At 67.1% G+C, this 22737-nt stretch carries 19 protein-coding genes and 2 pseudogenes; 13 read left to right on the top strand and 8 right to left on the bottom strand.

Features of this window, described 5'->3' with window-relative positions; genetic code table 11:
• Together ACXJKJ_RS25110 and ACXJKJ_RS25105 are read right to left on the bottom strand one after the other, a co-directional pair.
• Positions 1–942 carry a carbohydrate kinase family protein gene (locus ACXJKJ_RS25110; RefSeq protein ID WP_457393394.1) on the bottom strand — a complete coding sequence of 314 codons (942 nt, stop codon included), beginning with the start codon at positions 940–942 and terminating at the stop codon, positions 1–3.
• A gap of 64 nt (positions 943–1006) precedes the next feature.
• Positions 1007–2257 (bottom strand): ROK family protein, encoded by a 1251-nt coding sequence (locus ACXJKJ_RS25105; RefSeq protein WP_457393392.1) that lies wholly within the window; start codon positions 2255–2257, stop codon positions 1007–1009.
• A gap of 317 nt (positions 2258–2574) precedes the next feature.
• Here ACXJKJ_RS25105 and ACXJKJ_RS25100 point away from each other — a divergent pair, with 317 nt between their 5' ends.
• From ACXJKJ_RS25100 to ACXJKJ_RS25050, 11 genes and pseudogenes are all read left to right on the top strand, one after another.
• A complete protein-coding gene (locus ACXJKJ_RS25100; protein WP_457393390.1) occupies positions 2575–3696 on the top strand; it encodes a hypothetical protein in 1122 nt (373 codons plus the stop codon).
• Positions 3693–5498, top strand: coding sequence for a glycoside hydrolase family 9 protein (locus tag ACXJKJ_RS25095; RefSeq protein ID WP_457393388.1), 1806 nt, complete (start codon positions 3693–3695; stop codon positions 5496–5498). Before ACXJKJ_RS25100 ends, ACXJKJ_RS25095 begins: the two co-directional genes overlap by 4 nt.
• A gap of 57 nt (positions 5499–5555) precedes the next feature.
• Complete coding sequence (sigJ, locus tag ACXJKJ_RS25090; RefSeq protein WP_457393386.1) at positions 5556–6506, top strand: RNA polymerase sigma factor SigJ; 951 nt, start codon at positions 5556–5558, stop codon at positions 6504–6506.
• A 48-nt stretch (positions 6507–6554) separates the two neighbouring features.
• A complete protein-coding gene (locus tag ACXJKJ_RS25085; protein ID WP_457393384.1) occupies positions 6555–7034 on the top strand; it encodes a carboxymuconolactone decarboxylase family protein in 480 nt (159 codons plus the stop codon).
• A 138-nt stretch (positions 7035–7172) separates the two neighbouring features.
• Positions 7173–8246, top strand: a complete 1074-nt coding sequence (locus tag ACXJKJ_RS25080) for an NAD(P)-dependent alcohol dehydrogenase (RefSeq protein WP_457322041.1) — start codon at positions 7173–7175, stop codon at positions 8244–8246.
• A gap of 7 nt (positions 8247–8253) precedes the next feature.
• Positions 8254–9795, top strand: coding sequence for an acetate--CoA ligase family protein (locus ACXJKJ_RS25075; protein ID WP_457393382.1), 1542 nt, complete (start codon positions 8254–8256; stop codon positions 9793–9795).
• Positions 9699–10913, top strand: coding sequence for a GNAT family N-acetyltransferase (locus ACXJKJ_RS25070; RefSeq protein WP_457393380.1), 1215 nt, complete (start codon positions 9699–9701; stop codon positions 10911–10913). Before ACXJKJ_RS25075 ends, ACXJKJ_RS25070 begins: the two co-directional genes overlap by 97 nt.
• Positions 10914–10952: 39 nt before the next feature.
• Positions 10953–13001: an arsenical pump-driving ATPase gene (gene arsA, locus ACXJKJ_RS25065; RefSeq protein ID WP_457393378.1), complete on the top strand. Its 2049-nt coding sequence runs from the start codon at positions 10953–10955 to the stop codon at positions 12999–13001.
• Positions 13002–13023: 22 nt separating this feature from the next.
• Positions 13024–13992, top strand: a complete 969-nt coding sequence (locus ACXJKJ_RS25060) for a DnaJ C-terminal domain-containing protein (RefSeq protein ID WP_457393376.1) — start codon at positions 13024–13026, stop codon at positions 13990–13992.
• A 5-nt stretch (positions 13993–13997) separates the two neighbouring features.
• A complete protein-coding gene (locus ACXJKJ_RS25055; protein ID WP_457393374.1) occupies positions 13998–14315 on the top strand; it encodes a chaperone modulator CbpM in 318 nt (105 codons plus the stop codon).
• A 51-nt stretch (positions 14316–14366) separates the two neighbouring features.
• A pseudogene (locus ACXJKJ_RS25050) lies at positions 14367–14867 on the top strand (VIT1/CCC1 transporter family protein).
• A 232-nt stretch (positions 14868–15099) separates the two neighbouring features.
• Here the strand turns inward: ACXJKJ_RS25050 and ACXJKJ_RS25045 are convergent.
• Genes ACXJKJ_RS25045 through ACXJKJ_RS25035 form a run of 3 tightly spaced genes read right to left on the bottom strand, consistent with a single transcriptional unit; the run spans position 15100 to position 16684 of the window.
• Positions 15100–16128 carry a reverse transcriptase family protein gene (locus ACXJKJ_RS25045; protein WP_457393371.1) on the bottom strand — a complete coding sequence of 343 codons (1029 nt, stop codon included), beginning with the start codon at positions 16126–16128 and terminating at the stop codon, positions 15100–15102.
• Between the two features lie 3 nt (positions 16129–16131).
• Positions 16132–16413 carry a helix-turn-helix domain-containing protein gene (locus tag ACXJKJ_RS25040; RefSeq protein ID WP_457393369.1) on the bottom strand — a complete coding sequence of 94 codons (282 nt, stop codon included), beginning with the start codon at positions 16411–16413 and terminating at the stop codon, positions 16132–16134.
• Between the two features lie 43 nt (positions 16414–16456).
• Positions 16457–16684 (bottom strand): hypothetical protein, encoded by a 228-nt coding sequence (locus ACXJKJ_RS25035; protein ID WP_457393367.1) that lies wholly within the window; start codon positions 16682–16684, stop codon positions 16457–16459.
• Between the two features lie 241 nt (positions 16685–16925).
• Here ACXJKJ_RS25035 and ACXJKJ_RS25030 point away from each other — a divergent pair.
• Both ACXJKJ_RS25030 and ACXJKJ_RS25025 read left to right on the top strand, forming a co-directional pair.
• A pseudogene (locus ACXJKJ_RS25030) lies at positions 16926–17285 on the top strand (hypothetical protein); the annotation flags it as partial.
• A gap of 62 nt (positions 17286–17347) precedes the next feature.
• Positions 17348–17641, top strand: a complete 294-nt coding sequence (locus ACXJKJ_RS25025; protein WP_457393365.1) for a cation transporting ATPase C-terminal domain-containing protein — start codon at positions 17348–17350, stop codon at positions 17639–17641.
• On the opposite strand, the gene ACXJKJ_RS25020 is transcribed toward ACXJKJ_RS25025, so the two are convergent.
• From ACXJKJ_RS25020 to ACXJKJ_RS25010, 3 genes are all read right to left on the bottom strand, one after another.
• Entirely contained in the window at positions 17601–21179 is a 3579-nt protein-coding gene (locus tag ACXJKJ_RS25020) for a PAS domain S-box protein (RefSeq protein ID WP_457393414.1), read from the bottom strand. The two genes, ACXJKJ_RS25025 and ACXJKJ_RS25020, sit on opposite strands and share 41 nt — an antisense overlap.
• Positions 21180–21206: 27 nt before the next feature.
• Complete coding sequence (locus tag ACXJKJ_RS25015) at positions 21207–22268, bottom strand: diguanylate cyclase (protein WP_457354966.1); 1062 nt, start codon at positions 22266–22268, stop codon at positions 21207–21209.
• On the bottom strand, positions 22265–22737 hold a 473-nt coding region (locus ACXJKJ_RS25010), incomplete at its 5' end, for a sensor histidine kinase (protein WP_457393363.1). The genes ACXJKJ_RS25015 and ACXJKJ_RS25010, both read right to left, overlap by 4 nt.

Genomic DNA, 22737 nt, shown 5'->3' with positions numbered 1-22737 from the left:
TCAGGCGGCCACGCAGTCAGCGAATTCGCCGGCGCGGATGGTCTTGCGCGGGAAGCGGGACAGGATGGCCCGCGCCGTGCGGCAGCCCGCGGCCATGCCTTCCGCAAGATCGCCACCGCGCAACCGCGCAGAGAGGTAGCCGGCGTTGAAGGCGTCACCCGCGCCGATGGTGTCGAAGATGTCGGCAGGCTCGGTGTCATGCACCACGCGCTGACCATTCTCGATGCCCAGCGCCCCGCGGGCGCCGACCTTGACGACGAGGCTGGCGCCGGGCTTCAGCGCCTTGGCGATCAACGTCAGCGCATCGTCGAGATCCTTGGTGCCGGCGATGCTGCGCGCCTCCAGCTCGTTGATGAGCAGGTGGTCGCAGTGCGGCAGCCAGCCCAGCACCTCATCGCGATCCCAGCCCTCGGGCGGCCAGCCGGTGTCCAGGGCGATGCGGTAGCCGCGCGAGGCCGCCTCGGCCAGCAGGTCGGCGTAGCGGATGCGCAGGTGGGGCAGCAGGAAGGGCGCCGTGAAGAGGGCGATGGAAGGCACTGGCGTGGCGTGCAGGTGCTTGAGCACATGCTGCACCGACAGCTGCTGCAGATGGCCGTGGGTGGTGAAGAAGTTGCGCTCGCCGCAGCTGTGCATCAGGCCGACCGAGATGGTGGTCTCGCGGTCGCAGACTTCCAGGTGGGTGCGGATGCCGCTGAACTGCTCGGCCAGCCAGTGGCCGAAGTGGTCGTTGCCGACGGCGGAGATGAGGTGGGTGGCCTGGCCGATATGGCGGGCGGCCAGCGCCGCGTTGGCGCCCGAGCCGCCGGCACGCAGCTCGCTGCGCGGCATCAACAGCTCGGTGCCGATGCTGGGCCAGCCCTCCAGCGAGCCGAGAACCAGGTCGACGCCAACGTCGCCGACGACGCTGAGCTGAGGGATGAAAAGGGCGCGATCCGTGTCCATGGGCGCCGACTATAGGAGCCCATCGGAAGTCGTGTCAATAATTAAATCCAATGGATTGAAATATTTATCCGCTTCGTTTGGTGGCGGGGCGATGGCCCAGCAATTCGCCCACGTCGAGGTCGCCGCGGCGGTCCTGCTGCAGCACTTCCAGGCGCGGCGACAGCATCTCGTAGATGGGCAGCACGGCGGCGCCGAGGATGGAGGAGTCGTCCTGGCGGTCRGACAGCACGATGCGGGTCTCGGGCGCCGCCATGCCGCCACGCACCGAGCGGTGCCAGGGCAGGGCCAGCGCCACGAGATGCTCCACCAGCACCTTGGGCGCGGAGCCGCCGATGACGATGGAGCGCGGGTCCAGCATGTTCTCGATCATGCAGACGGCGTCGCGCAGGCGGTCGGCGGCCTGGCGGCACCAGCGGTGCAGGGCCTCGTCGGCGGGCTGCTGCAGGCGTGCGCTGAGGTCCAGGGTCCAGACATCGTGATCGCTCACGCCCAGGGCCTCGGCCAGGGAGTGCATGGAGACGTAGCGCTCCAGGCAGCCGCGGTTGCCGCAATAGCAGGGCGTGCCGCCGGGCACGATGGGCACGTGGCCGATCTCGGTGGCATTGCCGTCGGCGCCGGGGTAGGCCGAGCGGCCGATGACCAGGGCCCCACCCAGGCCCAGGCCCAGGTGCAGATAGAAGAAGTCGTCCAGGTGCCTGGCGACGCCGAACAGCGTCTCGCCCAGGGCGCCGGCAACGCTGTCGACGCGGTAGAAAAGAGGCAGGCCGGTGGTCTCACGCAGTTCGTCCAGCACGGACAGATCGTTCCAGCCTTCCAGCGCCGTCGGGCCGACAAAGCTGATGTCGGTATGGCCGAGAGGGCCGGGCAGGGCGACGCCTATGCCCCAGAGGCGCTCGGTCGATTCGCGGCGCAGGCGCGCCACGAGCTGCAGCATGGAGGCCAGCATCTGCTGGCGGTCGCCGGTGTCCAGCTCGACCTCGCAGCGACTGCGGATCTCGCCGACGAGGTTGACGAGGGCGGCCGAGGCCCGGCCCGGCTCCAGGCTGATGCCGATGGCGTTGCCGGCCTGCGGGTTCAGCTCGAAGGCGATGGGCGGTTGGCCGCGCGATTTGTCGACCTTCTGGCGCCGCGACACGATGAGGCCGATGGCCTCCAGGTCGTTGGTGATGTTGGCCACCGTCTGCGGGCTCAGGGACACCATGTCGGCGATGTCCTTGCGCGAGGCGGCACCTTGCTGGCGGATGAAGTCCAGCACCACGCGGCGGTTGAAGGGGGCGCTGGACTGTTGGGTGGCTCCTCGGCCGGTAGTTCTCATGCGTGCTGACGGCGCTTTCGTGGTGCCCATGATAGGTGGGGCCTGTGCCCGGGCCGCGATTCTGTCCGAGGCGGTGGTTCCGGCGTCGATCACGTTTGAAATAAATTCATACAACCAGTGGATTTAAATATTGACGATGCCGGCTTGGCGGCCCTACATTCGCCGCCCATGAGACGTGAAGTCCCGTTGGAGGGACGAGGTCTGGCCCGGCGCATCCAGCAGTGAAGTTGCGCTCCTCGCCGGCAGTGCGCGCGCTGCTCGTGGGCATCCACAACCCCGTGGCTCTTCCATCGCCACAAGACTTCGTTGAGGCAAACATGCAATCACTCCGGATCGGCTCGTGTGCGGCCCTCGTCCTGTTGAGCCTGTCTTCGCTGGCAATTGGGGCTGGCAATGCGGTCGGCAGCAATGCCGCCAAGAGCACGGCCTTTGTGCAGGACGGCTGGCTGTACACCCAGACTGAGACCGCCAGCGGCCAGGCCCTGGTGACGGCCGTCCAGCCGGCGGCGGCCAGCGGCGTCATCCCCGTGGGCGACGCCAAGGTCTACGGCAACGTCTTCGACAAGAACCGCAAGCTGACCGTCGCCCAATGGCAGGCCGTGCTCAGCATGGACGCCTACCCGGAGAACGGCACCACCAACTACCAGGACGTCGGCCCCTGGCGCTATTGCGAGGTGGACTACGAGGCCAGCCAAGGCATTTCCGACTATCGCGGTGACACCTTCGGCCCGGTCGGCGTGACGACGGTGGGCGACTTCCCCGACTACTTCAAGAACGCCTTCGCCCCCTATGTGCTGGGCAAGACCGGTGCGACCAACACCGACATGAAGAACTGGGGCGTGCAGGTCACCGGCGTGACGGCCGGCAACTTCAAGGCGGATGATTCGCGGCTCGACCCCTATCCCAACCTCAGCCGCTCCAACTCCACCAAGCGCGCGGCCCTGACCAAGATCTGCAAGGCCCTGCAGTCGGCCTTCGACAACCAGCAGGACAAGTATGTGATGAGCCATTACGCGCACATCAACAACGACAAGCTGCTGCCGGTCCTGAGCGCCTTGAAGGGCATCGGCTTCACGGCCTTCGACAAACACAACCTCGTCGGCATGGCCTTCCAGGTGCAGGTCAACACCGGCTCGATTGGCAGCGTCTCGGCCTTCACCTCGGTCAAGAACGCTGGCAATTGCGGCAGCCTGAGCGCCGAAACCTGCTTCGCCACCTACCTGACCGACCAGTACATCCGCTGGCTCAAGTCCTCCAGCCTCGGCGACGATGCGGGCAATTGCTGGCGGGCCAGCATGGCCCTGGACATCTACAAGAAGAACCCGGCCATGAACAGCGTCAGCACGGTCAACTCGGTCATCAACAGCAGCTACCCCGACAACAGCGGCAAGTGCCCGACCTCGGGCATCAAGTGGTCCAAGAACATGGCATGGGAATGAAGCGAATCCTGATTGCAGCGGCCCTCGTGGCCGCAGCGCCGCTGTGCGTGGCCGCCGAGGCGGCTGCGCCGGTGACGACGGTCTCGGTGCAACTGCCCACCGAGCCGCTGCTGGTGCAGATCAACCAGGTGGCGCTGGAACGCGTCGGCCCCAAAAGGGCTGTCGTCGAGTCCACGGGCCCGGCGCAAGCCGGGCGCTACCGTGTGCTGGCCGGTGGCAAGGTCGTTGGCCAGGGGGCGTTGAAGGCCTTGCCCGAGTTCTCGGCCTGGGGGGCGGGCAAGCGCTACTTCGAGGTCGACTTCTCGGCCATCGAGAAGGCGGGCGTCTATCGCGTCGAGGCCACGCTGGACAACAAGCGCGCGCTGTCGGCGCCGGTCCCTCTGCGGGACCAGGCCCTGTTCACGACGATTGCCGACAAGACGCTGGACTACTTCCGCCGCAGCCGCCATACGGCCAAGGTCGACCGCCATATCCGCATCTTCGAGACGGACCGCTTCGTCGACGTGCATGGCGGCTGGAAGGACGCCGGCGGCGACACGGGCAAATACCTGTCCCATCTCGGCTACGCCAACTTCTTCAACCCGCAGCAGACGTCGATGGCGGCCTGGGTGCTGGCCTACACGTCTCACGCGTCAGGCGACCTCTACCGCCGCACCGGCCTGCTGAAGCGCGCCCAGGACGAGGCCTTCTGGGGTGCGGACTATCTGCACCGCATCCTCGACGCCGAGGGCTATTTCTACACGACGGTGTTTGACAAATGGGGCGACGAGAAGGCCGAGCGCATGGTCGTCGGCTACGAGGGCGAGGACGGCAAATACACCCAGCTCTACCGCTCGGCCTATCGCGCGGGGGGCGGCATGGCCATCGCGGCGTTGGCGCGGGCCTCGCTGCTGGCGAAGCAATCGGGTCGGCAGGGCGAGTTCAACGGTGCGACCTATCTGGCCGACGCGGTCAAGGCCTTCGACCATCTGCAGCAGTTCAATGCGCAGTACACGGCCAATGGCGTCGAAAACATCATCGACGACTACACGGCGTTGATGGCAGCCGTCGAGCTGTTCAACGCGACACGCGAGCCGCGCTTCCTCGACGCCGCCCGGCTGCGCGCCGAAAGTCTGATGGGCCGCCAGACCGCTGCCGGCGGCTTCATCAGCGATGGCGGCTCGCGGCCCTACTACCACGCGGTCGAAGCCGGCCTGCCGGTGCTGAGCCTCACTCACTATCTAGCCATCGAGACCCAGGAGGCGCGTCGCGGCCGCGCGACCGCTGCCATCGCGTCGGCACTGAAGCATGAGATCGCCATCACCCAGCGCGTGTCCAACCCCTATGGCTATGCACGCCAGTCCTTCCAGCTCGCGCCGAACGGCAAGGCAGAAGGCTCCGTGATGGAGGGCTTCTTCATCCCGCACAAGAACGAGACCGGCTATTGGTGGCAGGGCGAGAGTGCGCGCCTGGCCTCGTTGACCACGGCCATGGCGGTTGCCAGCCGCCGGCTCGGCACCGGCATGCCCGAGGGCTGGGCCGGCTATGCGCAAAGCCAGCTCGACTGGACGCTGGGCCGCAACCCCTACGGCATCTCCATGCTCTACGGCTTTGGCAAGCGCAACCCGCCGGCCGTACCGTCCAGCGCGGGCGACATGTTTGCCGGCGGCATCTCCAATGGCATCACGGGCGCCGTCGGCAGCGATACGGGCGAGGATATTGCGTTCGGACCAGGGCCCGACGGCGAGCAGTGGCGCTGGGTGGAGCAGTGGCTGCCGCACTCGGCCTGGATGCTGCTGGCGGCGGTGGAGATCGCGCGCTGATGTCACAAATTGGGGGGGCGTTTCGTCAGGAGGGAGTTGAACCACGAAACTCCCGCCATGACCGACGACCTCTCGCCCACCGCCCGCGCCCTGCGCTTTGACCGTGACCACGCCCGCCGCCTGCGCGCGCTGGCCTATCGCATGCTCGGCTCGCGCGCCGAGGCCGAGGACATCGTGCAGGAGGCCTGGCTGCGCTGGGCCGAGGTGGATGTGGCCACCATCCAGCACGAGGGCGCCTTCCTGTCGCGCCTGGTGACCAACCTCTGCCTGGACAAGCTGCGCTCCGCCGCCGTGCAGCGCGAACAGTACGTGGGCGTCTGGTTGCCCGAGCCCATGCTGGAGGACGAAGCGCTGTTCGGCTGGGCACCCGGCCCCGAGAAGCAGGCTGAGTTCGCCCAGGACGTGTCCATCGCCTTCATGCTGGCCCTGGAGCGCCTGTCGCCGCTGGAGCGCGCCGCCTTCCTGCTGCACGACGTGTTCGACCTCGACTACGACGAGATCGGCCGCCACCTGGACCGCAGCGAGGCCGCCTGCCGCCAGCTCATCAGCCGCGCGCGCAAGAACATCAAGGCCGACTACGCGCGCCGCGAGGTGGCCAAGGAGGAGGCTGATCGGCTTGTGGCCGCCTTCATGGATGCCGTGCGCAGCCAGGACGTCTCGGCCCTGGCGCAGTTGCTCAGCGAGGACGCCGTGCTGATGGCCGACGGCGGCGGCAAGGTCAGCGCGGTGCCCAAGCCCCTGCATGGCGGTGCGCAGATCGCGCGCACCTTCATCGGCTTCGCGCAACTGCCCACCAGCCGGTCCTGGCGCCTGTTGCCGGCGGTCGTCAACGGCCTGCCGGGCCTGCTCATCCTCGACGACAGCAACGGCGGTCGACTCGTGCAGACCATTGCGCTGGCACCGTCGGCTGAGGCGGGCCAGGTGGGTGCCGTCTATATCCAGCGCAACCCCGACAAGCTCAGCGGGATCCGGATGCGTGTCACAAACGCCGCGGCTGATCCGTCTTGAGTGTGAGGCCGGCGATTTTGTCGGCCCACAACACCCAAGGACATCGCCATGAGCACGCACCAAGCCCGCCTCGACTATTTCCGCCAGTCCGCTGACCTGTCCAAGAAGTACCTGGACTTCAGCATGGCCTTCCACATGGACAAGACCCTGGCCGTGCTGATCGACATCCGCGCTTCCCAGCTCAACGGCTGCGCCTTCTGCCTGGACATGCACGTCAAGCAGGCCAAGATGCACGGCGAGCGCGAGCTGCGCCTGCACCACGTCGCCATCTGGCGAGAGTCGACGCTGTTCACGCCCAAGGAGCGCGCCGCCCTGGCCTGGACCGAGCTGCTGACGCGCATCCCGGCCGAGGGCATTTCCGACGCTGCCTATGCCGAGGTCAGCGAGCATTTCTCCCCGGAAGAGCTGTCCGAGCTGACCTGGCGCGTTGCCGCCATCAATGGCTGGAACCGCATGAATGTGGCGGTGCGCAATGTGCCGGGCTCGGCGGACAAGATGTTCGGCCTGGACAAGGCGGGCCTGAACTGATCTGGCGCAAAGCGGCCGCCGGCCTCGCGTCCTACCCTGCAACGGCGCTCCCACCCTGCACCTGGGCAAGGCCTCGGAGTAGGGTGGCCTGACGTCATGGAACCTTCCAGGCGCGTAGCGCCTTTTGGAGGATTTCCCATGGCCATGATGAAAGCCGCTGTCTTCGTCGAGCCCGGGCGCATCGTGCTGGACGACAAGCCCATGCCCGATGTCGGCCCGCAGGACGCGCTGATCCGCGTCACCACGACGACCATCTGCGGCACCGACATCCACATCCTCAAGGGCGAGTACCCGGTCGAGCGCGGCCTGACCATCGGCCACGAGCCCGTGGGCGTCATCGAGAAGCTCGGCTCGGGCGTGCGCGGCTACCGCGAGGGCCAGCGCGTCATCGCTGGTGCCATCACGCCCAGCGGCTGGAGCACCGCCTGCCTGTGCGGCTGCGGCTCGCAGGACGGCGCCGGCACCGCGCATGGCTGGAAGGCCATGGGTGGCTGGAAGTTCGGCAACACCATCGACGGCTGCCAGGCCGAGTACGTGCTGGTGCCCGACGCCATGGCCAACCTGGCGCCGGTGCCCGACTCTCTGACCGACGAGCAGGTGCTGATGTGCCCCGACATCATGTCCACCGGCTTCAGCGGGGCCGAGAGTGCCGGCGTGCGCATCGGCGACACGGTGGCGGTGTTTGCGCAAGGCCCCATCGGCCTGTGCGCCACGGCCGGCGCCAAGCTCAGCGGTGCGTCCATGGTGATCGGCGTCGACCGCCTGGCCAACCGCCTGGCCATCGCCACGCAGATGGGCGCCGACCATGTCATCGACGCCAGCAAGGTCGACCCCGTGGAAGAAATCATGCGCCTGACCGACGGCCGCGGCGTCGACGTCGCCATCGAGGCCCTGGGCACGCAGCAGACCTTCGAGGCCTGCCTGCGCGTGCTGCGGCCGGGTGGCACGCTGTCCAGCCTGGGCGTGTATTCCACCGACCTGACCATCCCGCTCGGCGCCTTTGCGGCCGGCCTGGGTGACCACAAGATCGTCACCACGCTCTGCCCCGGCGGCAAGGAGCGCATGCGCCGGCTGATGTCCGTCATCGCCGCGCGGCGCGTCAACCTGGAGGCCATGGTGACCCACCGCTTCAAGCTCGACGACATCGAGGCGGCCTATGAGCTGTTCGGCCACCAGCGCGACGGTGTGCTCAAGGTGGCGATCACCCCCTGACATCCGCATGAGCATCCGCCATCTCGACCAGCTTCTGTCACCGCGCTCGGTCGTGGTGGTCGGCGCCTCCAACCGCCCCGGCAGCGTCGGGGCGACCGTCTGGCGCAACCTGCGCGCCGGCACGTTTGCGGGCGCCGTTTTCGGCGTCAACCCCAAGCACGCCGAGCTGGACGGCGTGGTGCTGGCGACACGCGTCGCCGACCTCACCGAGCCGCCCGACCTGGCCGTGCTGTGCACGCCGCCCGACACGGTGCCCGGCCTCATTGCCGAGCTGGGCCAGCTGGGCACGCGCGCCGCCATCGTCATGACCGCCGGCCTGAACGCTGTTCAGAAGCAGGCCGCGCTGGACGCCGCCCGGCCGCATCTGCTGCGCCTGCTCGGCCCCAACTGCCTGGGCCTGCTGTCGCCGCGCATCGGCCTGAACGCCAGCTTTGCCCATGTCGACGCCTTGCCCGGCGACATCGCCTTCGTGTCGCAGTCGGGCGCGCTGGTCACGGCGGTGCTCGACTGGGCGCGCTCGCGGCGCATCGGCTTCTCGCACATGGTGTCGCTGGGCGAGCGGGCCGATGTGGACTTCGGCGACCTGCTCGACCACTTCGCCAGCGACCCGCACACGCGGGCCATCCTGCTCTACATCGAGTCCATCGAGTCGCCGCGCAAGTTCATGTCGGCGGCGCGTGCGGCGGCGCGCAACAAGCCGGTCATCGTCGTCAAGGCCGGCCGCGCGGGCAAGGGCCTGCAGGCCGCCGCGTCGCACACCGGCGCGCTGGCCGGGTCGGACGTGGTCATCGACGCCGCAATCCGCCGCGCCGGCATGCTGCGCGTGGATACGCTGCAAGACCTGTTCATGGCGGCCGAAACGCTGGCGCATTTCCGCGGCAGCCCACAGCGCGGCCTGACGCTGATGACCAACGGCGGCGGCGCCGGTGTCATGGCGGCCGACGCGGCCGCGCTGGCCGGCGTCGACCTGCCACCGCTGAGTGACGCGCTTCGCGCAAAGCTGGACGCCGTGCTGCCGCCCACCTGGTCGCACGGCAACCCCGTCGACATCATTGGCGACGCGCCGGTCGAGCGCTACACCGCCACGCTGCGCGCGCTGCTCGACGACCCCGACACCGGCACGGTGCTCTTCATGCACGCACCGACGGCCATCGTGCGCAGCGAGGACATCGCCCTTGCCTGCGCACCACTGGCCCGCGAGGCCGCCGGTCGCCTGATGAGCTGCTGGCTGGGCGACGCCGGCGTGGCCGAGGCGCGGCGCACCTTTGAAGGCGCGGGCGTGGCCGGCTACGACACGCCCGAGGAAGCTGTGCGAGCGTTCGCCATGCTGGCCCGCTACGCCAGCAACCAGGCGCTGCTCACCGAGGCGCCCACCCCGCCAGCGAGGCCGGGCCGGCGGACCGCGCGGCGGCGCGCGCCGTCGTCGAGGCGGCGCTTGCCGATGGCCGCGAGATGCTCGACGAGCTGGAGGCCAAGGACGTGCTGCAGGCCTATGGCATCCCGGTCGTGCCGACGGTCGCGGTGGGTCCCACCGCTGACGAAGCGGTGACAGCCGCAGTCGCCATCGGCTACCCGGTCGCGCTGAAGATCCTGTCGCCCGACATCAGCCACAAGTCGGACGTGGGCGGCGTGGTGCTGGGCCTGAGCGACGACGCGGCCTTGCGGCTGGCCGCCCGGCAGATGCTGGCGCGGGTGCGCTCGATCAAGCCGCTAGCACGCATTGCCGGCTTCACGGTGCAGGCCATGGTGAGCCGGCCGCATGCGCAGGAGCTGATCGTCGGCGCCAGCGTGGACCCGGTGTTCGGCCCGGTCATCCTGTTCGGCCAGGGCGGCACGGCGGTGGAGGTGATGGCCGACCGCGCCATCGGCCTGCCGCCGCTGAACCGCGTGCTGGCCCGCGAGCTGGTGGCCGGCACACGCGTGGCCAAGCTGCTTGCCGGCTACCGCGACCATGCACCCGCGCGCATGGACGCCATCTGCGACGTGCTGGTGACCGTCTCGCAAATGCTGGCCGACCTGCCCGAGCTGGCCGAGCTGGACATCAACCCGCTGCTGGCCGACGGCGACGGCGTCATTGCGCTGGACGCCCGCCTGCGCGTCACCCCTGCGGCCAGTGCCGGGACATCGCGCTTCGCCATCCAGCCCTATCCGGCTGAACTTGCCGAGACCTGGACGTGGCAGGGCCGGCAGCTGCAGGTGCGCCCGATCCGGCCCGAGGACGAGGCGCGGCACCTCGCCTTCGCCGGGCAGCTCGCACCCGAGGACATCCGCCTGCGCTTCTTCAGCATGCGGCGCGAACTGCCGCGCAGCGAGCTGGCCCGCCTGGTGCAGATCGACTACGACCGCGAGATGGCTTTCGTCGTGATTGAGGCGCAGGCCGACGGCACGCAGCACACGCTAGGCGTCGTGCGCGCCGTGGCCGATCCCGACAACGTCGAGGCCGAGTTCGCCATCATCCTGGCCACCGAGCTGCAAGGGGAGGGCCTGGGGCAACGGCTGCTGGACAAGATGGTGGGCTACCTGCAAGGCCACGGCACGCAGCGCCTGGTGGCGCTGGTGCTGCGCGAGAACGTAGGCATGCGCGAGCTGGCGACGCAGGGCGGGTTCAGGCTCGACAAGGCCGGGTCTGACCATGAAACCCTGCGTTATGTGCTGGACCTGATTTGAAACGTTGAACAGTCTTTCGGCCCAGCACGAGGAGTCCCAATGCAGATCATGGTTCTAGGTTCGGGTTGCAGCAAATGCCGCAGCACCATCGCGATGATCGAGCGGGTGGCGAAGGAGCAGGGCGTCGAGGTCGAGATCCTCAAGGTCGAGGATCACGATGCGATCCTGAGTCACGGCGTCAGCGCGACGCCGGCGGTCGTCATCGACGGCCGGGTCGTGCACAGCGGCGGGCTGCCCTCGCATGCCGAGGTGCAAGCCTGGCTGACGCTGGCCGCGCAGGCGCCCGGCTTCCTGACCCAGGCCACGCGGCACCTGTTCTTCACCGGCAAGGGCGGCGTCGGCAAGACCTCGCTGTCCACCGCCGCCGCGCTGACGCTGGCCGACGGGGGCAAGAAGGTGCTGCTGGTGAGCACCGATGCGGCCTCCAACCTCGATGAGATGCTGGGCATCGAGCTGCGCAACACGCCAACGCCGGTGCCCGGCGCGCCGGGGCTGTCCGTGCTCAACATCGACCCCGACACGGCGGCCGAGTCCTACCGGCAGCGGGTGCTGGCGCAGATGGGCGCTGGCGCCAGTGACGCCGAACTCTCCACGGTGAGCGAGCAGCTGTCCGGCGCCTGCACCACCGAGATCGCGTCGTTCGACGAGTTCGCCGCGCTGCTGTCCGACAAGGACGGTCGCTTCGATCACATCGTCTTCGACACCGCGCCGACCGGCCACACGCTGCGGCTGCTGAGCCTGCCCAAGGCCTGGAGCGGCTTTCTCGACGGCAACGACCGGGGCGCCTCCTGCCTGGGCCCGCATTCGGGGCTGAAGATGCAGGAGGAGCGCTTCAAGGCGGCGCTGGAAGCGCTGAGCGACCCGGCCCAGACCACCGTCATCCTGGTGACGCGGGCGGACAAGGGCGCGATCAATGAAGCCGCGCACACCTCGGCCGAGCTGCATGAGCTGGGCTTGCACAACCAGCGGCTGGCCATCAACGGCGTGTTCCACGCCAGTGAGCGCAGCGACGCCGTGGCCTGCGCCATCGAAGACCTGGGGCAGCAGGCGCTGGACGCGATGCCCGCATCGCTGCGTGCGCTGCCGCAGGACCGGGTCCGGCTGCGGGCCTTCGACACGGTCGGCCTGCCCGCGTTGCGCGCACTGCTGACCACCGATGCCGGCCCGGTCGCGCCGCCCACGGCTGCGGTCGTGGAAGCCAGCGGCAAGCTCCCGGGCCTTGACGCGCTGGCCGACGAACTGGCCGCCGCCGGGCACGGGCTGATCATGGTGATGGGCAAGGGCGGCGTCGGCAAGACGACCGTGGCGGCGGCGCTGGCCCTGGGGCTGGTCGAGCGCGGCAAGACCGTGCACCTCAGCACCACCGATCCGGCGGCCCACCTGGCCTCGACGCTGGCCGGCGACGTGCCGGGTTTGAGCGTCAGCCGCATCGACCCCAAGGTCGAGACGCAGCGCTACATCGACAAGATCATGGCGGCCAGGTCACCCAAGCTCGACGCGGCCGAGCAGGCGCTGCTGCTGGAAGACCTGCAATCGCCCTGCACGGAAGAGGTGGCCGTCTTCCATGCCTTCTCGCGCATCGTCAGCGAGGGCCGCGGTGCCTTCGTCGTGCTCGACACCGCGCCCACGGGCCATTCCATGCTGCTGATGGACGCCACCGGCGCCTATCACCGCCAGATGATGCGGGAGTTCGAGGGGCCGGGAGCGGCCCGGGTGGTGACACCCTTGATGCGGCTGCAGGACGGCACGTACACCAAGATCATCCTGGTCACGCTGCCGGAGGTGACGCCCGTGTCGCAGGCGGCTGCGCTGCAGGACGACCTGCGCCGCGCCAGCATCGAGCCCTATGCCTGGGTGCTGAACAAGAGCGTGCTGGCCGCCGGAACGCGCGACCCCTTGCTGGCAGCGCGGCTGGCGGGCGAACGCAAGCAGATGGCACGCATGGCCAATGGCCTGGCCAGGCGCCTCTTCACGCTGCCCTGGCTGACCGTGCCGCCGATCGGATTTGCCGAGTTGTCCAGGCTGGTCGCCAAGGCATCCAACGCTGAAGCACCCACGCCCGAGCCTGTACCCGCCGGCTCCAACTGACGACACCGCACAGGGGAACCCAATGGAATTCAAGGACTACTACGCCACGCTCGGGGTGCAGCGAGACGCCACCCAGGACGAGATCAAGCGTGCCTACCGCAAGCTGGCACGCAAGTTCCACCCCGACGTCAGCAAGGAGGCGGATGCCGAATCGCGCTTCAAGGATGTGGCCGAGGCGCATGAAGCCCTGATCGACCCCGAGCGCCGCGCGGCCTACGACGACATCAGCCAGCGCCACGCCCGAGGCGAAACGTTCCAGCCGCCGCCGGGTTGGGACAGCGGCTTTGAGTTCAGCGGCCGGGGCGGCGCCGGGTCCGGCGGGCAGCAAGCGCCCAGCGCCGAGGACTTCAGCGCCTTCTTCGAATCCATCTTCGGGCGCGGTGGGCCGGGCGCACGGCCCGCTGCAGGCGGCCACCGGCAGGCGCCCGGCAGCGACCACCACGCCAAGGTGATGATCGACCTGGAAGACAGCTATCGCGGTGCACGCCGCACGATCTCGCTGCGCGTGCCGGTGGCCGACGCCCAGGGGCATGTCGCCCTGCATGACCGCCAACTGGAGGTCAACATTCCGCCCGGCGTGCGCGAGGGGCAGCACCTGCGCCTGGCGGGCCAGGGCGGCCCTGGCCACGGCGGCGAACCTGCGGGCGACCTGTACCTGGAGATCGCCTTGAAACCGCATCCGCAGTTCCGGATCGATGGCCGAGACGTGTATGTCGACCTGCCGGTGTCTCCCTGGGAAGCCGCGCTGGGCGCCACCGTCGCAGCGCCCACCCCCTCGGGTGAGGTGCACCTCACCATTCCCGCGGGCTCCACCCAGGGCCGCAAGCTGCGCCTGAAGGGCCGTGGCCTGCCGGCCAAGCCGCCGGGTGACCTGTATGCCGTGCTGACCCTCACGCTGCCGCGCGCGGACGCCGACGCGGCCCAGGCGGCCTATGCCGCGCTGCGGGCGGCGTTTCCGGACTATGACCCGCGCGTCGCGCAGGAAGGATGACAACCATGGCCGACAACTCAAGTGATGTGATCGACGCTGTCATCGTCGAGGAAGAGATCGTCTTCAGCCTGAGCGGCCTGTGCCAGGCCGCCGGCGCGAGCCCGGCCCAGGTGCTGTCGCTGGTCGACGAAGGCGTGCTGCAACCCGACGGCGACGTGCCGCAGCACTGGGCCTTCACGGGGCCATCGCTGCGCGCGACGCGCACGGCCTTGCGCCTGAACGCCGACCTCGCCCTCGGCACCGCTGGCGCAGCCCTGGTGCTCGACCTGCTGGAGGAGATCAATGCCTTGCGCGCCAGGCTGCGGCGCGCCGGCCTCGAATGACGCGTTGCCCCGGCGCGCACCCGACCTAAAGCCCGACAGGCTCCTGGCGCCGTGCTGGTGGCGGGTGTGGCCGGGCTGGTGTCCGGCGCGATGTCGATGGCGGCGGGGAACGCGAGGAACTGGCCACCGACGCCACCCGCGAGACGGCTGAACTGGCGGGCATCTACGTGCAGCGCGGCCTCGACCCCGAACTTGCGCAGCAGGTCGCCCGGCAGCTGATGGCCAGCGATGCGCTCGGCGCCCACACCCGCGACGAACTCGGCATCTCGAAGGCCGTCAGCGCCAGGCCCGTGCAGGCGGCGTGGGCCTCGGCCGCCGCATTCACGGTCGGGGCAGGCCTGCCCCTGCTCAGCGCCTGGCTGGCGCCGGCGCAGACCCTGGTGCTGATCGTCGGCGCCACGTCGCTGCTGTTCCTGGCGCTGCTGGGGGGGGCTGGCGGCCCACACGGGCGGTGCGCCCATTGCGCGCGGCATCGTGCGGGTGACGTTCTGGGGCGCGCTGGCAATGGCGATCACGGCGGGCGTCGGCAAATTGTTCGGCGTGGCTGCTTGACAGGATGAAGCGCTGCCAGCGCCCCGCCGGCCCGACGAGCGCGCTTTTCGACGCGACCATGCTGTGGCGGGGCTCGGACCGACGGGGCGGTGATTTGGCGAGCGTCGCACTGATACGGCTGCCTGCCGCCGCAACTCTGGAGCGAGTGAGGCGCTTTGCGCGCTTGCTGCTAGCGCGGTAAGGCGGTTTCAGGCGGGTCGCGGTCGTTCACATTTGCCGCCATATGACTCGCTCACTCAGCGTCGAAACGCAGCGCGTTTGCCATCGCCTGCGGCGCGTCGCTCGCCTGGAGCTGGCCTTGGCTATTGCTCTGTACGGCGCGGAGGAGTCGCGCAGCCTCATCCACACGCGCCGCCAGTTGCAGGCCCTCCGTGAGGTGGAAGCGCTTGACCTTGTAGACCTGTCCTCTAACTCGGGGCAACTCCGCAGCCAAAAGTCCCAAGTCTTTGCCGGCGTTGACATCGGTGCAGAACCTGTGCACCAGAGCGCGCACGCGTGAACGCTCTTTGGGAGGCAGCGATGCCTTCTGGTTCGCGACCAGTTTGAGGATCGTGATGGGCGAGTCACTCCGCATGACCACATGCTTGGAGCGCTTTGCCTGTAGGTCCTTCTCGCGGAGCATGCCGTAGACCTGACTGACGGCCCACGCGATTTGCTTTCCATCGAGACGCTCGTCGCTGGACATGCAAATGTCATCTACGTGGCGCGAGTACCGTGAAAAGCCCCGCTCGGCCAATCGTTTGACGACGTGCGGTTCTACATCCCATAGCGCCAGGTTTGCCAGATAGCCACTCGTAGGGGCACCCTGTTCCAAATGACCATCTCGAGTTGTCAGGCGAGTAAGTAGGTCTGCCACCTGTTCGCCAAAGCCAAAGAAACGATGCCAGATGTCGAAGACTGTGCCATCCCCGACACTCGGATAGAACTTGGTTATGTCTTCCTTGATGACCGTCGATGCTTTGGCGTGAATGTCCACGCTCGACTTGTAGTCCTTGCCTGGCACACCACCGGTAAGGTAATCGGGGTACTGAACTCGCCGCAGAAAGTGCTCGTTGATACGCCGCAACACTGTCTTCAATGGCATTCGCGTGTCGTACAGAAGGCGTTCGGTGCCGTCTTCCTTGATGACACGCTTGGCCACGAAGTACATGCCCGATGCTCGCCCCGCCAGCTTGCGCAAATCTTCGGGGCTAAAACCCAATGGATGTCGAAGCGATTCGACGGATTGAACCCTGTCATGTGGAAAGAACGCCGCGTTCATGGTTCACGACTGGCGAATTAGGTCCAACGCAAGCTCAGAGAATTGCTTCTCCGCCCGCTTGTCGAGCCCAGACAGCTCGCCAGCATCGGAAGCCAAGTACACAACAATGGGAGTCGGAATACCTAGGGCCCCCGCGATCTTGTTGACCAACGGCAGAGTCGGTTCGCGCTTCTGGTTCTCTATACGCGAAAGATGCGAAACGGAAATGCCCGCGCGCTCCGCGACAGTCTCTAGGGAGAGAGCTTTCGCAGAGCGACAGAGCTTTAATGCTTTTCCGATGTTCATATGACGACAACAAAAGTACGGGCCTTGTGTACTCCAAGCGCACTCACTTCAAGAACGTCATGACGTTTGTCACGATGCTCAGCAGGGCCGCCAAGAGCCGCAAGGCCTCGGATGCCAATTGCCGCTGTTGAGCGACATCTGCCTCGTCGATCTTCTGTTTCAGTTGATCGACCTTGAACTTCATAGCTACGGATACGTTGGTATCGAGCCGACCGTGGTTCTGATCCAGAAGCTCTTCGAGCTCCTGTACCAGGTTCTTTAAGGTACGCATTTGCGTTTCTCCAATCAGGCACCATGCCTGCCGCCCAAGAGCAAGACCGGAAAGGAGTCGCTCGATACCGCAAGGCCCGCTACCGACGAAAGACGATGCGCCGCCCCGCCGCCCTGGGTTGCTGCGGGTCGCCACCGACAGCTAGGGACTAGCCGCTGGTCGCCACCCGCCGCACGACAAGAGTCGCGGACTTGGTGCCTCGCTCGGTGGCCACGGTTGCCCGCGCCCACGTATTAGCCAGATGACGGTCCATCCAGGCGCTGGCTTGCGCCAGCATCTATCAGTCCAATCTCAGACGAGGAGGAGAAGAATTCTTAAAGAACACATGAGCGAAACGCTCACCCAAGATTGCAGTAGATCAGTGCGTGCGAAGTTTGTCAAATTTTTTGCCTTATTGGCAAATTTCAGCGCTGCCGCCAATGAGACGAGGCTGTTGTGGGCAGTCGTCCGAACCCTGTCCGTCGAGACAGATGCCGCTCTGGGCCACCTCAGCGCAGCCAGCGGGTTGGTTCAGGTTGGGCCGCGGCTGTTTGTCGTTGCCGACGACGAGCACACGCTGGCCGTGTTTGACGTCTCAGGCGACCGCGCCGGCCGGCTGCATCGGCTCTTCGACGGTGAACTGCCCGACAAGCCCAAGGCCCGCAGGGCCGCCAAGCCCGACTGGTGCTGGCGCAGCTGTTCAACTGCTTCAATGCCCGCTCCGAGACGGCCAGCGCCTTCCGCCACCTCTTCGTTAACCGCTGGCTGTGGGGCGCGATCACGCTGTCGGCGCTGCTGCAAGTCGCGGTGGTTCACTTCCCGCCGCTGAACCTGGCCTTCGGCACCGCGCCGCTGAGCCCGCAGCAGTGGGCCGTCTGCGTGGCCATGGCCAGCAGCGTGCTGTGGGTGGGCGAGCTGCGCAAGGCGGTGACGCGAGTTACAACGGGCCTGCCTCCAGCGCATCGGCGGCATCACTGAACTGCAGGTCGTCAATGTGCTGACGCACCAGGTCGAACGCGCCCTTGCTCAAGAGCCGTTGCAGCTGTGGGGCGAGACCATTGAAACGTTCGATCGCCGACATGCTTTGCTGGCGCAGCAGGCCGACGAAATCGGCCAGGACCTGCGGCTCGAGGCTGTCGCCGCTGGTGGCCGCAGAAGGATCCTCGGCCGGGGCCGGCGCTGTCACGAGCAACGGCGCCACACATTCCCCCAGCCGTTGCAGCTTGATGGCAAGTCGCGTCGCGAGGTCGATGAATCTCTCGACGTTTCCTGCGGCACAAGCCGTCTCCGCCTCGCCCGCCAGTTGGTGGATCTCCCTGGCTCCGAGGGTGCCCGCGCTGCCCCTCAGTTTGTGCATGCGGCTGGCATGAATGGCGAGGTCGATCGGGGCTTGCGCTGCGATCGGAATTGAGATGTCCGGGAACTCATCGAGCAGCCGCTTGAGCATCAATTTGAACAAGCCGAAGTCATTGCTCAGGCGTTCGCGCACGTCCAACCCGTCGATCCCCTCGATCTCCGGCCACGGCTGCGGCAGCGATTCCGCCGCCGACGTGTCGGGCGAGTCAGCAATCAGGTGCACGGGCCGGCCGTTCACAGGTGCAACGCGGCGCAGGATGCTGGCCACCAGGGACCGCGGGTCGAACGGTTTGACAAGATAGTCGTCCATTCCGGCCGCCGTGGCACGCTGTCGCTCGCTGCTCAGTGCACCGGCAGTCAGGGCGATGATCGGCAAGTCCGCCAGATGCAGTTCCAGGCGGATTCGCCGGGTGGCATCGTGACCATCGAGTACCGGCATCTGCACATCCATCAGCACCACGTCGATGGCGTGGGGCTGGGCTTCAAGAAGATCGAAGGCCTCCTGTCCATTGTTTGCGAGCAAGACCTTCGCGCCCTCGAGTTCGAGGATGCGCTTCGTCACATCCAGGTTGATGTCGCTGTCGTCAACGACCAGCACTCGGATGTCCAGCAGCGCGCGTTCACCGGCTGCTGCGGGAGGCGCCTCCAGCCGCGCCACCGCATCCGGCGAGGCGAGCGCAAAGTCCAGCACGACGCTGAACACGCTGCCGACGCCGGGCGTGCTCTCCAGACTCACGTGCCCGCCCATCAGGTTTGCCAATCGCTTGACGATCGACAACCCCAGCCCGGTGCCACCGAAGCGCCGTGTGATCGACGCATCCGCCTGGGCAAACGGCGCGAACAACTGCGTCTGAACTTCGGGCGCGATGCCGATGCCGGTGTCTTGCACGGCAAACGACAGCGTCGCATGCTGGGCCGTGGCGGCAAGCATCCGGACGTGCAGCTCGACACTGCCTTGCTCGGTGAACTTGATCGCGTTGGACAGCAGGTTGGTCAGGATCTGGCTCAGGCGCGTCGCATCGCCCTCCAGCACCACCGGCAGCTCGTCCTCGACGACGATCTCGAATGCGACGCCCTTGGCCTCGGCCTGCACCGCCATCACGTCGCTCAGCTCCTTCAGCAAACTGCGCAGGCTGAATGCGGTGTTCTCGACGATCAACTCGCCGGCTTCGATCTTTGACAGATCGAGCACGTTGTTCAGCACCACGAGCAGCGACTTGCTCGCGAGCTTGACCTTCGCCAGAAAGGCCACCTGCTCCTCGTCCAGCGAGGTCTCCCCGAGCAAATAGGTCAGGCCGATGACCGCATTCATTGGGGTGCGGATCTCATGGCTCATGTTGGCGAGAAACTCGCTCTTGGCACGATTGGCCTGTTCGGCCTTTTGCGTTGCGTGACGCAGCGATTCCTCGTACTGCTTGCGCTCAGTGATGTCGCGCGCCGCCGCGAAGACGCCTTGCAGCTGCCGGTCGCGGTCATGAAAGGTGGTGGCGTTGTACGACACCACGGTGAGCTTGCCGTCCCTGGCGCGCACGGTGAGTTCGTAGTTGGTGACCTTGCCCTCGGCCAGCACGCGCTTGATGCCTGCTTCCGCCCGGTGTGGCGCGGTGAAGTRGTTCTTGAACGGCGCGCCGATCAGCTCGTCGCGCGTGCAGCCGGTCAGGGCCTCCGTCTGCTTGTTGACGTCGGTGATGATGCCGCGCGGGTCGGTCGTCATCAGCGCGTCGATGTTGGATTCGATCAGCGAGCGCGTGTAGAAGTGCTGGTCGCGTAAGCGCTGGTCGAGCTTCTGGCGCTCCTCTTCGACCTGCTGGCGGGCGGTGTTGTCGGTGCCGATCAAGAGGTAGCCAATGATGGCGTCTTGCGCGTCGCGCAGCGCAGTCACCGACACCACCGCTCCGAAGCGGCTGCCGTCCTTGCGGATATAGGTCAGCTCGTAGATGTCCTCGATGCCGCGCGAGGCCTTGAACACCAGCGCCTCGAAGCCGGGGGCGATCGGGGTTTCGAGTTCGACGCTCAGCGCCTTGGCCCGCTCAATCAATTCCTGCGGGTCGGAGATGTCTGCTGGCGTGATCTTGTTCACCACGTCAGCGGCCGTGTAGCCCAGCATGCGCTCGGCGCCGACGTTGAAGATCTGGATCACCCCCTTCGCGTCGGTGGCGATGCTCGAGAAGTTGGCGCTGTTGAAGATCGCGTTCTGCAAGGCGCCGGCCTTCAGCAGCGCTTCTTCAGCGCGTTTGCGCGCGGTGTTGTCGGTGCCGATCAGCAGGTAGCCAATGATGGCGTTCTGGGCGTCGCGCAGCGCAGTCACCGACACGACGGCCGGCAAGCGGCTGCCGTCCTTCCTGATGTAGGTCAGCTCGTAGATGTCCTCGATGCCGCGCGAGGCCTTGAACACCAACGCCTCGAAACCCGGCGCAATGGTGGTCTCGAGTTCGACGCTGAGCGCCAAGGCGCGCGCGATCACCTCCTGTGGGTCGGAGATGTCGGCCGGCGTGATCTTGTTCATCACGTCGGCGGCCGCGTAACCCAACATGCGTTCGGCGCCGACGTTGAAGATCTGGATCACACCTTTCGCGTCGGTGGCGATGCTGGAAAAATTGGCGCTGTTGAAGATCGCGGATTGCAGGGCGCCGGCCTTGAGCAGCGCCTCTTCCGCCTGCTTGCGGGCCGTGTTGTCGGTGCCGATCAGCAGGTAGCCGATGATTCGATCTTCGACATCGCGCAGCGCCGTGACTGACACGACCGCCGGGAAGCGGCTACCGTCCTTGCGGATGTAGGTCAGCTCGTACATGTCCTCGATGCCGCGCGAGGCCTTGAACACGAGGGCTTCGAAGCCCGGCGCGATCGAGGTGTCGAGTTCGACGCTGAGCGCTTCGGCACGCGCGACCAATTCCTGCGGGTCGGAGATGTCGGCCGGCGTGATCTTGTTCATCACGTCGTTGGCCGAATAGCCCAGCATGCGCTCAGCGCCGACGTTGAAGATCTGGATCACGCCCTTCGCGTCGGTCGCGATGCTTGAGAAGTTGGCGCTGTTGAAGATCGCACTCTGCAGTGCGCCCGTCTTGAGCAATGCCTCCTGGCGCCGGACCTCGTTGAGGTACTCCACGGTGCCGTCGACGGGATTGGGAAGGGTGGGGGTATCGCCGGCGATTCTGGGCATGGGCAACCTTGTTGAGAGCGTGATCAATCAGCCGGACGGGAATGCGGTGCCGAGGAGTGCGCCGTGCTTCAGTTGCTCGGAGTCGTGACCGGCCGGAGGGCGGCGTGCCTCGCGCACCCCCTGCGGCGCATCCACGTCACAGATGTCCAGCAGCATGGCCCGGGCCCGGCCGGCGCGCTTGGCGCAATACATGGCCTTGTCGGCAGCGCGCACCAGGTCAAGCGGGGAGTGGCCCCTGCCAAGACCAGCGGCGCGAGAGTCGGCCGAGGGCTCTGCCCAGCACTCGCTCGCGTTGTCGTAGCAGGCGACGCCCACGCTGACGGTGACGTGGCATGCGGCCGACGAGGCGTCGTGACGGATGCTCAGCGCTTCGACGGCAGCCAGGATGCTGTGGGCCACGTGCTCGGCGCCCAGGCGCGGCGTCTGCGGCAGCAGCACGACGAATTCCTCCCCGCCGTAGCGCGCAACCAGATCCGCCGGGCGCAGGCTGGTGCTCGCCAGGGTCTGCGCGACGGCCCGCAGGCACACATCGCCCGCCGGATGACCATAGTGATCATTGAATGACTTGAAGTGGTCGACATCGATCATCAGCACGGCCAGCGGGTCACCGGCCCGCCGGGCGCGGCGCCATTCATGCGCCAGCGCGTCGTCGAAACCACGCCGATTGGTGACACCGGTCAGCACGTCGATCGTCGCGATCCGGCGCAGCTCGTCGGCGATGCGCTTGACACGCAGCTGGGTCTTGACCCGCGCCACGACCAACGGTGCGCTCACGGGCTTGGCGATGAAGTCGGCCGCGCCAAGTTCGAACCCGGACAGTTCGAATTCGGGCTCGCTGTGGCTGGTCACGAAAATCACCGGCACGTCCTCGAGTCCCGGGTCTGCCTTGAGCGCTTCGAGAATCTCGAACCCGCTCATGCCGGGCATTTCTGCATCGAGCAGTACCAGATCGGGCGCCGACTCTCTCGCAAGTCGCAGCGCATCCTCCCCGCTGGTCGCGAAGCGCAAGTTGCCCACGTCCGCCAGCATATGACTCAGCAGACGAATTGCGGATGGGTCGTCGTCGACCAGCAGGATGTTGTCGCTCATGGACCGTCGTTGACGTCGTGCGAAACGGCGTCACCCGCTCGAAGAGCGGCGTTTGATGATGCGTGGTTGATGGTGTCTTCACCGGGGTCGGGCGCACCGGGCAGCGAGATGGTGAAGCAGCTTCCCTGACCCGGCTCGCTCTCGACGCGCAACTGACCGTTCATCGCCTCCACGAACTGACGCGTGATCATCAGCCCAAGGCCTGCGCCGGGCGTCGARCCCAGCTGTCTGCCGAGGCGGTTGAAGGGTTCGAACAGGTGCTGGCGCTGCAACGCGTCCATGCCGAAGCCGTTGTCGCTCACGGCAATCGCGACCGCTTGCGAATCGCCGGTCACCGCTATCCTTGCCCAACCGCCGGGCCGGTTGTATTTGATGGCGTTCGTCAGCAGGTTCAACAGGCACTGGTGCAGCCGTCCGACGTCGGCGGCGCAAATGGGGGCAAGGGCAGGCACCGACCCAAGCGAGCTGG

This window comes from Roseateles sp. P5_E1 (genome assembly GCF_054049335.1).
The sequence above is the reverse complement of the archived record's forward strand: the minus strand, read 5'-3'. Positions and strand labels throughout refer to the sequence as shown.